Source organism: Lutibacter sp. (assembly GCF_033723435.1).
Lineage (GTDB): Bacteria > Bacteroidota > Bacteroidia > Flavobacteriales > Flavobacteriaceae > Lutibacter.
This window is the reverse complement of record NZ_JAWVXC010000001.1, coordinates 459,864-474,634: the sequence shown is the minus strand read 5'-3', so window position 1 is coordinate 474,634 and position 14,771 is coordinate 459,864. Positions and strand designations below refer to the sequence as shown.

Sequence of the window (14,771 nt, the reverse complement as noted above, 5' to 3'; positions counted from 1 at the left end):
ATATTTTAATTAAGCGACTCCTTTAAACCAATCTTGAAATAAATCGCCTAGAAATGGTATTTTCTTTTCTTCTCCTTGTAATACTCCTATAAAACCAATAATCCATAAAACAAACAACAAGAAATTAATACTACCATAAACCCAATAGCCAGTATATCTAGCAACAATAAAAGAGTTAGCTAATGAAAATAAGGATAATCCAATCATTTGACGAATGTGAAATGCTGCAAAAGCATTTTTTTTATCCTTGTTCATAATAAAAGCTATTAGTGTTCCAATCCAAGTTATATAACTAATGATAGCAACTGTTTTTCCTTCGATTACTGTTTGATTATCCATCTATTTAATTGTTTAGTTAATTTCATATTTATTGTTTGCAATAACTCCGTAAACTTTTCCTTTTAGTTTTTTATCTAAAAATACGGAATTTTTTGATGTAGATGAAATATGATCTTTATTAAATACATATTCTTCTTTTGGATTGAATAAAGTGATGTTTGCTTTATTTCCAACAGTAATTGAATGAATAGGAATATTAAATATTTTTAAAGGATTTGTAGTTAAACATTTTACAATAGTATCTATATCTAAAACTTGATTGACTGCTCCAAAAAAACTTTCTAATCCAATAGTTCCAAATTTGGCTTTTTCGTATTCTAATTTTTTATGTTCTATATCTATAGGGTTATGATCACTAGTAATAATATCAATTACGCCTTCTTTAACCCCTTTAATAAGTGCTTTAGTATCTTTTTGTGTTCGTAATGGAGGTAAAACTTTAGTGTTTGCATCAAAACTACTTATTTCATCATCATTTAATATCAAGTGGTGAGCAGCAACACTACACGTAACGTCTAATCCTTTCTTTTTGGCTTCTTTAACTAATTTTACCGCTTTTTTTGTTGATATTGTTGGAATGTGCAATTTGCCTCCAGTGTATTCTAAAATGTATAAATCACGAGCAATTTGCAATTCTTCAGCTAAAGATGGAATTCCTTTAAGTCCATATTTAGTACTATTTTTTTCTTCATTTACAAGCCCTTCAAGAGCAATAGAATTATCTTGAGGAAAACTTATAACAAGCCCTCCAAAATTTTGAGTGTAAAGTAATCCTATTTTTAACAGATTAGCATTAGAAACAGATTTGTTATAATCTCCAAAAGCAATAGCTCCAGAATTTTGCATATCAAATAGTTCAGCTAAATCTTTTCCTTCAGAATTTTTTGTAAATGCTCCAATAGGATATAATTGTGTTGTAGTTTTAGCAGCTTTATTTTTTATAAATTCAATTGCTGCTTTGCTATCGGTAACAGGATTTGTATTTGGATTTACAGCAACTGCTGTAAATCCGCTTTTAGCAGCTGTTTCTAATCCGTTTTGTATGGTTTCACGTTCTTCAAAACCGGGTTCTCCAAAACAGACACTAGTATCAAACCAACCTTGTGATACGTGTAAGTTTTCTAAAACTATTTCCTTATAACCAGTAGGTTTTTTGATAGAAGTAGCTATTTGAGTAATAGCACCATTTTCAATTAAAATATCTTTTTTTTGATGATGAAATTTGCTGGTTTCATCAATAATAGTTGCTGATTTTAAGAGTAATTTCATAGTTTAAAATATTTTAATAAACCTATTTCTAAAAGCAAAAATAGTACAGCTAAAGCTAAAAACCATTTAAAAAGATAATTGATTTTTTGTTCCGTAGCTATTTTTTCAAAAACTTTAGGTATTGAGTTTGTAATTGTTACGTTTTTTTGTCCGTTAAAAGTTTTTTCTAAATTCATATACTCCAATTTGCTTTCATCTCTGTTATAATTAAAAGCAAGTGTAGTTATTAATTTATTTTGAGTAATAACTTTATAAAATCCACTTTTTTGGATTTGATTCTGAAAATTTAGATGCACTTTATTTTGATAACTTGTTTGGAGTGGAATAAAATGATTTTTATCGTTCTTAATAGTCAAAACTTCATCCTTTGGTAGTTTGTAATTTATGTCAATACCATTGTTAGAGCCAATAGTATAAGAAATTTTAGAAGTATTAAATTGTTGTGTTGCCATATTGTAAAATACAGGAACAATTAATGGTGATTGTGTAAAGTTAGTAATGTTATTTTGCAAAGGAGAAGCAAACCAATATACTAAACTGTTTTTATGTTTAATTGAAGCAATGAAAGGTTCATTAGAAGCTAATTTTAAAGCAGAAGTAGCATTATTTAAAGAAGTTTTGTATGTAATTTTAGTTTTAGGATATTCAAAATTATTTATTTTTCTTTCAAAAACTTTTTTAAATAATGGATGTTGAAAATTTATAGAAGTTATAAGCCGTTCTTTTTCTTTTTTTTCTTGAATTTTTCCTGAATTTAAGACACTTAATAAAGTATTGTATGAATTAATGTCTGCATTAGCTGATGGAATTATAATTAAAACGCCTCCTTTTGCCGTATATTCATTTAAAACCGATAATAAATCTGTAGTAATTTTGTCAAGTTCATTAAGTATAATTACCTGTTGATTTTGTATTTGATTATAATCTAATTTATTTAAAGAATAGTTGTGATAATTAAACTCTGAATTGGAATAAATTTTAGTTAAAAAAGAAGCATTATTTCCAATACTTAATACGTCTAATTTTTTAGGTTTATTTATGCTAAAATAAAACGTATTATCAAAAGAAATGGCATCGCTATTAATAGTTAATTTACCTAAAAAATTTGTGGTGTTTGGAATTGAAAACGGTATATTTTCAATAGTAGAGTTATTAAATTTACAAGTAGCTTTTCCAGATAAAATAGAATTATTAAATAGAGATACAGCAATTTTTTCTGACGATTTTTTAGAGCTTTTAATAACTACATTAAGCAAAATTTCATCAATTGTTTTACTTACAACATACACGGAATCAATATAAAAGTTCTGGTTGTTTTTTGGAAGTGTTTTTATTAAAATATTTGAGCTGTTTACATTTGTAAAGCTGAGTTTATTTTTATTGTTAATATTTTGAAAATCAGATATTAAAATGTTTTTATATAAAGTGTTAGATCTTTTGTTTTTTTGTGAATTTATTTGAAGTAAAATAGTGTTTAAAAATTGTTTTTTTGGAGAATAGTCTACATTTAACAACGTAGTTTGTAAGCTTTTTGAATTTAATTTCAGATAATTTTTTGTGTTGGTAAACAAACTGAATTTTTCTTTTGAAAACTCTGTAGCTTTAATTATTTTCTGAATATTATTTTTTAGTAATTCACCGCTTTTACCTTCGGCTTGCATACTAAAAGAATTATCTAAATAAATATTGGTTTCTAATTTTTTATTAGATGTTTTATTTGGCCAAAATGGTTGTGCAAAAGCAATAACTAAACTTATAAAAATGAGTGAGCGGGTTAACAATAAAATCCATCGTTTTAATTGCTCACTTTTACGGGTTTGATCTTGAATATTTTTTAGAAATTGAACGTTAGTAAAGACTTCTTTTTTGTAACGCTGAAAGTTGAATAAATGAATAACTATCGGAATGATAAGAAGGAAAAGTGCGAATAAAATTTCCGGATGCTTAAATTGCATTATTCTAAAAGTTTTTCAAAGATATAAAAATTAGAGAGTATTATGCAAAATAGTTTTTTAAAATACCCAAAGCATAATTGCTGGCAATGGTATCAGAAAATTTTGAAAAATCTATGTTGGCATTATCATTAGCTTTGTCAGAAATAATACGAATTATTGAAAAAGGAATATTATATTCATAACAAACTTGAGCAACCGCAGCACCTTCCATTTCTACACAAGTTGCAGTTGGAATTAGTTTGTTTAGTTTTTTAATTTTTTTAATGCTTGAAATAAATTGATCTCCACTAGCAATATCTCCAAAAATTACTTTTGGTGCTGTAATATCAAAAAGTTGCGCATCAGCTTTTGTTATATAACTGTTATAGTTTTGTAAAAATTGATTTGTAGCAGTTAAAAGTTTATCCGAATTACTAGTTTCTAAATATTTCTTTTTTAGGATTGGAATTTCTAATTTTTCATAAAAAGGACTAGCATTTAAATCGTGTTGAAATAAGTTTTTCCCAATAACAACATCTCCAATATTTAAAGTTTCAATTATACCGCCAGCAACGCCAGTAAAAATGATTTCATTTACATCAAAATCGTTTATAAGCTGTGTGGTTGTTGCAGCGGAAGCTACTTTTCCCCATCGCGAAAAAACTAAAATTACTTTTTGGTTGTATAAAGTACCAGTGTAATAAGTTCGCATTCCTTTGATTGTAGTAGAAACGTTTTGAAGTTGATGCAGTAAGGCTTGAATTTCCTCTTGCATTGCGCTAATAATTCCAATCATAAAGTCTTAATTAATAATTTTACCATCTTTCATTTCTAACTTTCTATCTGCCATTTCAGCCAATTCTCTATTATGAGTTACAATAATAAAAGTTTGATTAAACTTTTTACGTAGCTCAAAAAATAGTTCGTGCAACTGTTTTGCTGAAGCGGAGTCTAAATTTCCACTAGGTTCATCGGCAAAAATAACATCAGGATTATTAATTAAAGCTCTGGCAACAGCAACACGCTGTTGTTCTCCTCCTGATAATTCATTTGGTTTGTGGTTAATTCTATCGGAAAGTCCTAAAAAAGTAAGTAATTCTATTGCTTCTTTTTCGGCTTGTTTTTTAGTTTTATTGGCAATAAAAGCAGGAATACAAACATTTTCTAAAGCTGTAAATTCAGGTAATAATTGATGAAATTGAAAAATAAAACCAATATGTTTATTTCTGAATTCAGATAGAAGTTTATCTTTTAAAGTAAGTACGTTTTTATGATTTATTTTAATTTCGGAAGCATTATTGTTGCTTGGTTTGTCGAGTGTTCCTAAAAGTTGTAATAAAGTTGTTTTTCCTGCTCCAGATGGCCCAACAATTGCAACAATTTCTCCTTTTTTAATAGATAAATTAATTCCTTTTAAAACTTCTAATTCTCCGTAAAATTTATGTAGGTTTTTAGCTGTAATCATAGTGAAAAATAATACGGTGAAAATACGGAATTAAATTAAAACTACAACCAACGTTTTAAGTTGTTATAGTCTAAATAATAAATAAACTTAACTGAAAATATGGAAGTTTTAGGTTGTTTAAATAAATTATCTAAATTGTCCTTAAATTTTAAATGAGATAATTCATCAGAATTAAAAATAGAATTACGGTATAAAGCTACTAATTGACTTCCTGGTGCAAACTCCCAAGCATAACTCAAATCTAAATTCCATATATTGTAGTTTATATCATTTTGTTCATTATAAGTACTAGCATCAAGTGTTCCTTGTTTGTTTAACTCATAATAATTTGAATCATATTGTACAGGAGACCAATAATAACGGAACGAGAGAGATAATGAAGATTTAGTATTAAAACTGAATTTACTTGAAATGGAGTTAGTAAAACTTTTAATATCTCTATTACCAAAAATAATACTTCCATCATCTAAATTGGTGACCCATCCTTTGTCATTAGCTGACTTTGAATATTGAAATTTATAAATAACCTGAAATTTATTTGAAAAGCGATATCTTGGAGATAAAACAAGCTCTTTGTGTGTGTTTGAATTATTATAGCGAGAAGCAAAACTAGCTCGAATATCATAAGCAAATTTTCTTCTATAGTCACTTGAAACCCACCCATTAATATTAAAATATCCATTTTGTTTAAGAAACCTACCTTCAGTTCTAGGCTCATAGAAGTCATTAATACTTCCAAAAAAAGTTTCCATATAACCTCCAAAAGCAAAACGAGTTTTGGTAACGAAAAAGTAATTAAGATGTAGGTTATGTTGTGCAAACTTGTATGGATTATTTTGGTAGTTTATTTCGCTACCTAATGTAATTCGATAATCATTAAATGTATTTGTGGGTTTAAAAATCCGGTAAGAAATTTCACCGTAATAATTGGTGTAATTGTTTCTTCTTTGATAGCCTAAATCATTAATATCAAATTTATTATTGCTAAGCCAACTACCAATTTCATATTGAAAATTTCCAGATATTTTTTTTAAGAATAATGTAGCAGCATATCCAGTTTTTGTATTTTCTTCTCTAATATTACTTAATTTAAAATCTCCATAAAGCCCATATTTATTTTTTTTGTCAGCAACATCTACTATAAAGGCTGAAACGTTAGCATCTCTAAAACTACCATTTCTTAAAACGCTTGTATTTATAAAGCTTATAGATGAGTTTTTGTTAAATTGCTGATCTAACACTAAAACATTATAATTCGCTAGAGGTTCTGTAAGTATTTCTCTAGTTTTGTCAGTTACAGTGTCTTTTATTTTTGCGTATGTTTTTTCAGTTATTGCATTAAAAACACCAATTCCTAATCCTTTTTTTGTTCTACCTGAAATTTTTATTGCATTCAGCATATTAACTTTTGAAGGATTGTTTATTATTTTCTCACTTGAAGTAATAGTATCTTCAACTTTATCGTATAGAACAGGGTTGCTTCCAATTCTACGAGAATAGAATAAATCACCTTTGCTAAATAGTTCTGTTCCTTCTGTAAAGAAAGCACGTTTTTCTGAATATTGTTGTTCAAACGGACCTAAATTAAGAACCTGATCATCAAAAGCTGTTTGACCAAAATCTGGAATTAATACGGCATCTAATGTAAAACTCTCATTGATTCCGTATTTTAAATCCATTCCTACACTAGTTTTCAATTCAGAATCCCCATCATAATTGGTATTGGTAGCTGATGCGTATGGAGAAAAATTTAATCGAGTAGGAGGTTTAATATTTTTAATACCTGTTAAAGTTCCTGAATATTGAGTAAACACACCAATTTTTTTATCAATGTAATTCCAAACGTATTGTTCATTTAATTTGTTAATTCTTCTATGAAAATTAATACCCCATGTTTGAATTGGTGAATTTGAAAAGCGTAAAGCAGAATAAGGAATTTTAACTTCAATTGTCCAACTATCTTTATTAATTTTTACGGCACTTGACCAAACGGCATTCCAACTAAAGTCTTCCCCATTTGAAGATACTTTAGCATCCGCTTGTACACCTGTTGCCATTACTACGAATTCAGTATCATTTTGGCCATCATTATTAGGGTTAATGCTAATCAAAAAAAAGTCAGTTTGACCAAATTGGTCTCTGCTACTAAACTGCATCGGAATTTTGTTAGGCTCTTTGTCATATAAAGTAACTCCAAAATAAATAGCCTCATTATTATAAGCAATTTTAACTTCAGTTTTTTTATCATTCCTTTCTTTTGTTCCATCTCCAGGTTGGAACATTACAAAATTTTTTGCAGGTTGAGCTTTTGACCAAAAAGGTTCATTAAGAATTCCATCAATAGTAGGAGGTTTTTTAATTCGTAAAGCCTCAACAGATTTTGGCTTTTGTTGTGCTTTCATTAAAGAAAAAACGAATATAAAAAGTAATGACAGGTAAAATTTCATCAATAGAAATAGAATTCAGTTTATAAAATTCAAAAATATTTAACATTATATCGATATCGTCTTAAATAAATGTTAATAAAATCTAAATTTTGTTATTTTTTAATGGATATAATGATGAAAACTTTTTTTATTATTCAAATAGAACTTTTGATAAAATTAGTACATTTGTGCATATTTAATAAAACCGTTATTTCTAATGAATTTACACGAATATCAAGGAAAAGAATTACTAAGTAGTTTTGGTGTAAGAATACAAAGAGGTATTGTTGCCGATAATCATAAAAAAGCGGTGGAAGCTGCTAAACAATTAAGTACTGAAACAGGTACCCAATGGTGGGTTGTTAAAGCACAGGTTCATGCAGGTGGCCGTGGAAAAGGAGGAGGAGTTAAACTTGCAAAAAGTTTACAAGAAGTAGAAACAATTTCAGAAAGCATTATTGGAATGATGCTAAAAACACCTCAAACACCTCCACAAGGTAAAAAAGTAAATCAGGTTTTAATAGCTGAAGATGTTTATTATCCAGGAGAATCAGAAACAGAAGAATATTATATGTCTGTTTTATTGAATAGAGCTACTGGTAGAAATATGATTATGTATTCTACAGAAGGTGGTATGGATATTGAAACTGTTGCGGATAAAACACCTCATTTAATTTATACAGAAGAAGTAGATCCTGAGTTAGGTTTATTGCCTTTTCAAGCTAGAAAAATAGCATTTAACCTAGGTTTATCAGGTAATGCTTTAAAGGAAATGATAAAATTTGTAACATCTCTATATACAGCTTTTGTAAAATCAGATGCTTCATTATTTGAAATTAACCCAGTGTTAAAAACTTCTGACAATAAAATTCTAGCAGTTGATTCTAAAGTTGTTTTAGATAATAGTGCTTTATATCGTCATAAAGATTTAGCGGAATTAAGAGATTTACGTGAAGAAAATCCTATTGAAGTGGAAGCAAATGCAGCTGGACTTAATTATGTAGATTTAGATGGTAATGTGGGTTGTATGGTAAATGGAGCTGGTTTGGCAATGAGTACCATGGATTTAATTAAGCAATCAGGAGGAGAGCCTGCTAACTTTTTAGATGTTGGTGGTACTGCAGATGCAAAACGTGTTGAAATTGCATTTAGAATTATTTTAAAAGATCCAAATGTGAAAGCAATTTTGGTAAATATTTTTGGAGGAATTGTACGTTGTGATAGAGTTGCACAAGGTGTAATTGATGCTTATAAAAATATGGGCGACGCTATTAATGTGCCAATTATTGTTCGTTTGCAAGGAACTAATGCTATTGAAGCTAAAGAATTAATTGACGCAAGTGGTTTAGATGTAATTTCTGCTACTGAATTCCAAGAAGCTGCAGATAAAGTTCAAGAAGTTCTTTCTTAAATTATATAAAGTATAGAAATAAAAAAACCGATGATTAATAATCATCGGCTTTTTTTGTGAATAAAAATACTTTTTAGATATCTTCAAAATTTACATCGGTAAAACTATCCGTACTTGGATTTGTTTCTTCTCCGTTAAGTTCAGAAGGTCTTTTAAAATCTTTTTGGTGACGTTCAGATATAACTTCTTCACCTTTTTCTTCCAAAATATAATTTGTGGCTGCTTTTAGCATTTCATTAAATTCAGAAAAATCTTCCTTGTATAAATAAATTTTGTGTTTTTTGTAATGGAAAGAACCATCATCATGTGTAAATTTTTTACTTTCTGTAATAGTTAAGTAATAATCTTCAGCTTTTGTTGCTCTTACATCAAAAAAATAAGTTCTTCTTCCTGCTCTTAGAACCTGTGAGAATATCTCTTCTTGTTCTAAATGATCTTTTTCGTTCATATTTAACTTTCTAAATTATTAATCTTTTTATTAGATTTATTCACAAATCTATAAAATTATTTTGCTAATTGCACAATTTTTAAATTTCTTTTTCTAAAAGTTGTTGTTCAAATAAGGCTTTATAATAGCCTTTTACGTTAACTAACTCATTATGTGATCCTTGTTGAATTATTTTTCCATTATCAAGTACAATAATTTTATCAGCATTTTTAACAGATGAAATTCTGTGACTTATAATTATAGTAGTTTTATGCTTGCTAACTTTGTATAAATTGTTTAAAATAATTTCTTCAGTTTCAGTATCAACAGCAGAAAGACAATCATCAAATATTAAAATTTTTGGATTTTTAATAATTGCACGTGCTATTGAAATACGTTGTTTTTGTCCGCCAGAAAGTGTTACGCCACGTTCACCAACATAAGTATTGTAACCTTCATTAAATGCAATAATGTTTTTATGAATGTAAGCGTCTTTTGCAGCTTGTTCAATTTCATTATCTGTGGCATTTTCTTTTCCAAATTTGATATTGTTTTTGATAGTATCTGAAAATAAAAAAGCTTCTTGAGGAACAAAACCAATATTTTGACGTAAATCGTTTAAGTTGACTTCTTCAATATTTAAATCATCTATTAAAACTTCGCCAGAAGTTACATCGTATAATCTGGCAATTAAATTAATTATGGATGTTTTTCCTGAGCCAGTATTTCCTAAAATGGCCAATGTTTTTCCAGCTTCAATTTTAAAACTTACATTTTTTAATGCAGTAATATCTGTATCGTCATAAGTAAAAGATACATTTTTAAATTCAATATTTCCGTTGATATTTGAATGTAATTGCGTTTTATTTTGAATTTCAGGTTTTTGATTTAAAAACTCATTTATTCTTTTTTGTGAAGCTTCAGCTTGTTGTACAATAGAAGTAACCCAACCTACAACTGCAACGGGCCAAGTTAACATATTAACGTACATAATAAATTCTGCAATTACCCCTAATGAAATGGTACCTGCCATATAACGTAAACCACCAACATAAATAACCATTATATTACTTAAACCTATAAGTAAAATCATTAGTGGGAAAAATAAGGCTTGAGCTTTATAAAAGTTTATATTTTTTTCTTTTGCGGTATTTGCTAAATTTTTAAAACTACGCATCGCACTTTGTTCTATTCCATAGGATTTTATGATACTTATTCCTGAAAAGGTTTCCTGTGCATTTGCTGTTAATTTTGATAAATATTGTTGAATTAAGGTGCTTCTTTTATTAATTACTCTACTTAAAATATAAATGGAAATAGATAAAATAGGTAATGGTAATAAGGTGTAATTAGTTAAAACTGTATCTATTTGATACATTTTTATAATAGCCACAACAAATAAAACCAACATATTAATGGTGTACATTATTGCTGGCCCAAAATACATACGAACTTTAGTAACATCTTCGCTAATTCTGTTCATTAAATCACCCGTTCTGTTTTTTTTATAAAAATTAAGCGAAAGGTTTTGGTATTGCTGATAAATTTCATTTTTTAAATCGAATTCAATTAAACGAGACATTACAATAATAGTTTGTCGCATTAAAAAAGTGAAAAAACCTGAAAGAAGTGCAGCACCAATTATTAATAAGATGTTCATTAGTAATTCCGATTTTACATCTGCTAAATTGGTTACTAACCCATTTTTATAATCTCCGGCAACATTAATAGATTCCCTTATAATTTGAGGAACTTGAAGTGCTAAAAACTTAGAAGCTATGGTTATTATAATACCTAATAATAATCGATATTTATATTTTGAAAAGTATTTATTTAAATATTGTAATTCTTTCATAAAACTAAAAAAACATGTTTTTTTAAATCACGAATATACAGCAATTAATGCATTATATTATGGTTTGAAAAAAAATTAAAAAGGTTATTAAAAATGATAAAACTAAATCTATTTGTTAAAAAAATATAGTATTTTTGCGCAAAACTAATAAATAAAATTGTAAAGTTCTTTCTATGATTAATAGGCGCCATGTTAGAGTTAAAGTAATGCAATCTGTATATGCAATATTACAATCTAAAAGTGATAATTTAGATTATGAAGAAAAATTCCTGTTAACTAGTATTGATAAAATGTACGATTTATACGTGGTGATGCTTCAACTTTTAGTAGAAGTTAAAAACATGGAAATAAATCATATTAATATAGCTAAAAAGAAATTTTTGGCCACAAAGGAAGAATTAAATCCATCTACAAAATTTATTGATAATCAAGTATTTAAGCTATTAGAGGAGAGTAGTTCTCTAAATCAGTATATTGCTGCTAATAAATTAAATTTCTGGAAACTAGATTCAGAATATACTGCTGAAATTTGGAATAAAACTAAAAAAAGTACTTTATATCAAAATTATATAAATTCAAAAGAGTCTTCATTTATAGAAGATAAAGAATTTGTTGTAGAGTTGTTTAAAGAATTTGTAGCTCCAAATGATAAACTAGCAGATTATTTTGAAGATAAAAATATAACTTGGGTAGATGATATTCCATTTGTAAACACTTGGATTGTAAAATCTTTATCACAATTAAAACCAACTAAACCATTTTTATTAAAGGATTTATATAAAGATGATGATGATAAAAAATTTGTATTGGATTTGTTCAGAAAAGTAGTGTTAAATCATACAGAATTTGAAAAAGAAATTGTAGATAAAACTCCAAATTGGGATACAGAAAGAATTGCCGAAATTGATATGATTTTGATTAAAATGGCAATTGCTGAATTTTTAAAATTCCCATCCATACCAGCACGTGTAACTATTAATGAATATATTGAAATTTCAAAAGATTATTCTACTGAAAAAAGTAGTTACTTTATTAATGGTGTTTTAGATAAGATTTTAAAAGATTTTACAGAATCAAAAAGAATAGAAAAAATTGGGAGAGGATTATTATAATTTAATACTTTTACAAAAATTTTAAATCATGAAAAAAACAACAATCATTTTAATTGCTATAATTAGTTTAGCAGTATTGTCATGTAAAGATAATGCAGCTTCAAAAGTTAAATCTAAAAATATTGAAACAGCAAAAGCACGCGATGCTAAAATGAATAACGGAATGCCTGTTATTGCGTTTGATAAAAAAGCATACGAATTTGGTACTATTAATGAAGGCGATAAAATTGATGGTTCATTTACTATTTATAATAAAGGTAAAGCAGATTTAGTAATTACAGGGGCAAGAGCCTCTTGTGGTTGTACAGTTCCTTCTTGGCCAAAAGATGCTATTAAACCAGGAGATTCAGCGAAATTAAATTTTGTGTTTAATTCTAGAGGGAAACGAGGAAAACAAAACAAATCCATAACTTTAAGAACAAATACGGAAAATGTTACCGAAATAATTAGAGTAACAGGTGATGTAATACCAAAAAAATAATAAAAATTAAATATAAAAAGTATGTATAACACTATATTTTTACAAGCAGCAGGAGGAAGTTCATTAACAAGTATGTTACCATTTTTATTAATGTTTGTGGTAATTTATTTTTTTATGATCCGTCCACAAATGAAACGTCAGAAAAATGAGAAAAAATTTCAATCAGCTTTAGCTAAAGGTAATAAAGTAATTACAACAAGCGGTATTCATGGTAAAATTGTGGATATTGTAGATAGCGATAACACGGTTATTGTTGAAACAGGGGCAGGGAAAATTAAATTTGAACGATCTTCAATCTCCATGGAATTAAGTAAAAGGTATTTAGCTCCAAAAGATAAAAAATAAGAAGAATTACTTCGAAAAAAAGTGAGCCATACAGCTCACTTTTTTTGTATATTTAAGTTTTATTTTATTGTAATGAAATCTAATGTAAAATCTTCAGGTTTTTCAAACGCTACTAAACGTAAAATTAAAGAGTTTGTTATTTTTTTAGTATTAACTTCAATTATTTGGTTATTAATGGAGTTGTCTAAAACGTATACAAGTACAGCTGTTTTTAGGGTGGAATATAAAAATTTACCAGCAAATAAATTAATTCAAAATAAACCAGCTGAAGCTTTAGAAGTAGCTCTAAAAGCACCTGGATTTTCTCTTTTAAGATATAAAATTTGGGATAATAAGGTTAATTTAAGTTTAGCAAATTTACGTAAAACTAAATCTAAATATGTACTATTACCAAATTTGCAAATTGCATATTTAAACTCTCAATTACCTAGTGAAACAGAAGTTATTAGAGTGTTAACAGATACAATTTCATTAGATTTGGGAATTAATAAAACAAAAAAAGTTAGTGTAGTTTCTTCTGTTGATTTGAATTTTAAATTAGGATATGGATTAACAAAAGCCTTAAAAATAAGTCCTGATTCTGTGTCAATTACTGGTCCAGAAAAATTTATTGATTCAATTAATCAAATAGAAATGGTACCTATTAAATTAAATGATGTTAATAAAAATATTAGTGTTACAGCTAAATTAAAATTACCTTCAAAAAGTGAACATGTTTTAATAAGTGCTAAAAATGTTAAAATTACTGGCGAAGTAGATAAATTTACAGAAGGTAGTTTTACAATTCCTGTTAACATAATTAACAAGCCTAAAAATTTATCAGTCAACACTTTACCAAATGAAGTGGAAGTTGTTTTTCAATCAGGATTAGCCAATTATTCAAAAATTAATAGTAAGAGCGTTCTTATTGTTTATGATTTTAATCAATATAAAAAAGATACATTAATACAATTTTTAACTCCAATTATAAAGCAAAAAAGTGATTTAATAACTTCACTTAAAATAAATCCAAGTAGAGTGCAATTTTTTATTCAAAAATGAAAATAGTTGGTTTAACAGGAGGAATTGGAAGTGGTAAAACTACTGTTTTACAGTGTTTTATGGATATTGGTACTGCAACTTATATTGCAGATGTAGAGGCCAAAAAATTGATGAATAATGATGATGAATTAAAATTTCAAATAAAACAAATTTTTGGTGATAAAGTATACAAAAACGGAAATATTGATAGAAAATATTTAGCAAGTATTGTTTTTAACGATGCTTTAAAACTAGAAAAACTAAATAAATTAGTACATCCAAAAGTGCAGCAGCACTTTAAAAGTTTTGTAGAAAAATCCAAGAACACCATTCTTATTTATGAATCCGCAATTTTATTTGAGAGTGGCAGCAATAAGCTCTGTGATTATATAATTACTGTTGTTGCTGATTATGAAACTAAAATTAAGAGGCTGAAGTTGCGTGATGGTGTTTCTGAAGATGAAATTAAGGCAAGAATGCAACATCAACTGAATGATGATTATAAAATTGCAAAAGCAAATTTTGTGATTGAAAATAATAATATAGAAAACACAAAATCCCAAATTAGTACTATTTATAAAATATTGCAAAAAGACGATATTGAATAAGCATTATAACCAATAACTGTTAAATTATTAAATTTTTGTTAATATTATTTGAAATGCCAACTTCTAATTGTTAAAAGTT

14 protein-coding genes are annotated in these 14,771 nt (G+C 27.4%); 6 read left to right on the top strand and 8 right to left on the bottom strand.

What is annotated here, in order from left to right:
* Window positions 1-9: 9 nt before the first annotated feature.
* From R3342_RS02140 to R3342_RS02115, 6 genes are read right to left on the bottom strand one after another with little or no spacing between them, the layout of a single operon-like run.
* Window positions 10-339 (bottom strand): hypothetical protein, encoded by a 330-nt coding sequence (locus R3342_RS02140; RefSeq protein ID WP_318938016.1) that lies wholly within the window; start codon window positions 337-339, stop codon window positions 10-12.
* Between the two features lie 12 nt (window positions 340-351).
* Complete coding sequence (locus R3342_RS02135) at window positions 352-1,608, bottom strand: dihydroorotase (protein ID WP_318938015.1); 1,257 nt, start codon at window positions 1,606-1,608, stop codon at window positions 352-354.
* Window positions 1,605-3,563, bottom strand: coding sequence for a BatA domain-containing protein (locus R3342_RS02130; RefSeq protein WP_318938014.1), 1,959 nt, complete (start codon window positions 3,561-3,563; stop codon window positions 1,605-1,607). The genes R3342_RS02135 and R3342_RS02130 overlap by 4 nt, the downstream gene beginning before the upstream one ends.
* A gap of 40 nt (window positions 3,564-3,603) precedes the next feature.
* Window positions 3,604-4,338 (bottom strand): 5'-methylthioadenosine/adenosylhomocysteine nucleosidase, encoded by a 735-nt coding sequence (locus R3342_RS02125; RefSeq protein ID WP_318938013.1) that lies wholly within the window; start codon window positions 4,336-4,338, stop codon window positions 3,604-3,606.
* Window positions 4,339-4,344: 6 nt separating this feature from the next.
* A complete protein-coding gene (locus R3342_RS02120; RefSeq protein WP_318938012.1) occupies window positions 4,345-5,007 on the bottom strand; it encodes an ABC transporter ATP-binding protein in 663 nt (220 codons plus the stop codon).
* Between the two features lie 41 nt (window positions 5,008-5,048).
* On the bottom strand, window positions 5,049-7,409 hold the full coding sequence (locus R3342_RS02115) for a DUF5916 domain-containing protein (RefSeq protein WP_318938011.1): 2,361 nt from the start codon (window positions 7,407-7,409) through the stop codon (window positions 5,049-5,051).
* A 241-nt stretch (window positions 7,410-7,650) separates the two neighbouring features.
* On the opposite strand from R3342_RS02115, the gene sucC reads away from it, so the two are divergent.
* Window positions 7,651-8,844 carry an ADP-forming succinate--CoA ligase subunit beta gene (gene sucC, locus R3342_RS02110; protein ID WP_318938010.1) on the top strand — a complete coding sequence of 398 codons (1,194 nt, stop codon included), beginning with the start codon at window positions 7,651-7,653 and terminating at the stop codon, window positions 8,842-8,844.
* A 73-nt stretch (window positions 8,845-8,917) separates the two neighbouring features.
* Here the strand turns inward: sucC and R3342_RS02105 are convergent, their stop codons facing one another.
* Entirely contained in the window at window positions 8,918-9,292 is a 375-nt protein-coding gene (locus tag R3342_RS02105; protein ID WP_318938009.1) for a PUR family DNA/RNA-binding protein, read from the bottom strand.
* A 79-nt stretch (window positions 9,293-9,371) separates the two neighbouring features.
* The gene (locus R3342_RS02100; protein WP_318938008.1) at window positions 9,372-11,126 is read right to left on the bottom strand and encodes an ABC transporter ATP-binding protein; all 1,755 of its coding nucleotides are present in this window, start codon (window positions 11,124-11,126) and stop codon (window positions 9,372-9,374) included.
* A 173-nt stretch (window positions 11,127-11,299) separates the two neighbouring features.
* On the opposite strand from R3342_RS02100, the gene nusB reads away from it, so the two are divergent.
* The 5 genes from nusB to coaE all read left to right on the top strand — a co-directional run bounded on the left by nusB (window position 11,300) and on the right by coaE (window position 14,692).
* Entirely contained in the window at window positions 11,300-12,238 is a 939-nt protein-coding gene (nusB, locus tag R3342_RS02095; protein WP_318938007.1) for a transcription antitermination factor NusB, read from the top strand.
* Between the two features lie 28 nt (window positions 12,239-12,266).
* Window positions 12,267-12,719 (top strand): DUF1573 domain-containing protein, encoded by a 453-nt coding sequence (locus R3342_RS02090; protein WP_318938006.1) that lies wholly within the window; start codon window positions 12,267-12,269, stop codon window positions 12,717-12,719.
* Between the two features lie 21 nt (window positions 12,720-12,740).
* On the top strand, window positions 12,741-13,064 hold the full coding sequence (gene yajC / locus R3342_RS02085) for a preprotein translocase subunit YajC (protein WP_318938005.1): 324 nt from the start codon (window positions 12,741-12,743) through the stop codon (window positions 13,062-13,064).
* Window positions 13,065-13,136: 72 nt separating this feature from the next.
* Window positions 13,137-14,105, top strand: coding sequence for a YbbR-like domain-containing protein (locus R3342_RS02080; protein WP_318938004.1), 969 nt, complete (start codon window positions 13,137-13,139; stop codon window positions 14,103-14,105).
* Window positions 14,102-14,692, top strand: coding sequence for a dephospho-CoA kinase (gene coaE / locus R3342_RS02075; RefSeq protein ID WP_318938003.1), 591 nt, complete (start codon window positions 14,102-14,104; stop codon window positions 14,690-14,692). Before R3342_RS02080 ends, coaE begins: the two co-directional genes overlap by 4 nt.
* The last annotated feature ends 79 nt before the right edge of the window (window positions 14,693-14,771 follow it).

Coding starts and splice junctions, on each gene's coding strand:
- R3342_RS02105 (WP_318938009.1), bottom strand. CDS start 9,292: ATGAACGAAAAAGATCATTTAGAACAAGAAGAGATATTCTCACAGGTT.
- R3342_RS02115 (WP_318938011.1), bottom strand. CDS start 7,409: ATGAAAGCACAACAAAAGCCAAAATCTGTTGAGGCTTTACGAATTAAA.
- sucC (WP_318938010.1), top strand. CDS start 7,651: ATGAATTTACACGAATATCAAGGAAAAGAATTACTAAGTAGTTTTGGT.
- yajC (WP_318938005.1), top strand. CDS start 12,741: ATGTATAACACTATATTTTTACAAGCAGCAGGAGGAAGTTCATTAACA.
- R3342_RS02140 (WP_318938016.1), bottom strand. CDS start 339: ATGGATAATCAAACAGTAATCGAAGGAAAAACAGTTGCTATCATTAGT.
- nusB (WP_318938007.1), top strand. CDS start 11,300: ATGATTAATAGGCGCCATGTTAGAGTTAAAGTAATGCAATCTGTATAT.
- R3342_RS02135 (WP_318938015.1), bottom strand. CDS start 1,608: ATGAAATTACTCTTAAAATCAGCAACTATTATTGATGAAACCAGCAAA.
- R3342_RS02130 (WP_318938014.1), bottom strand. CDS start 3,563: ATGCAATTTAAGCATCCGGAAATTTTATTCGCACTTTTCCTTCTTATC.
- R3342_RS02120 (WP_318938012.1), bottom strand. CDS start 5,007: ATGATTACAGCTAAAAACCTACATAAATTTTACGGAGAATTAGAAGTT.
- R3342_RS02090 (WP_318938006.1), top strand. CDS start 12,267: ATGAAAAAAACAACAATCATTTTAATTGCTATAATTAGTTTAGCAGTA.
- coaE (WP_318938003.1), top strand. CDS start 14,102: ATGAAAATAGTTGGTTTAACAGGAGGAATTGGAAGTGGTAAAACTACT.
- R3342_RS02100 (WP_318938008.1), bottom strand. CDS start 11,126: ATGAAAGAATTACAATATTTAAATAAATACTTTTCAAAATATAAATAT.
- R3342_RS02080 (WP_318938004.1), top strand. CDS start 13,137: ATGAAATCTAATGTAAAATCTTCAGGTTTTTCAAACGCTACTAAACGT.
- R3342_RS02125 (WP_318938013.1), bottom strand. CDS start 4,338: ATGATTGGAATTATTAGCGCAATGCAAGAGGAAATTCAAGCCTTACTG.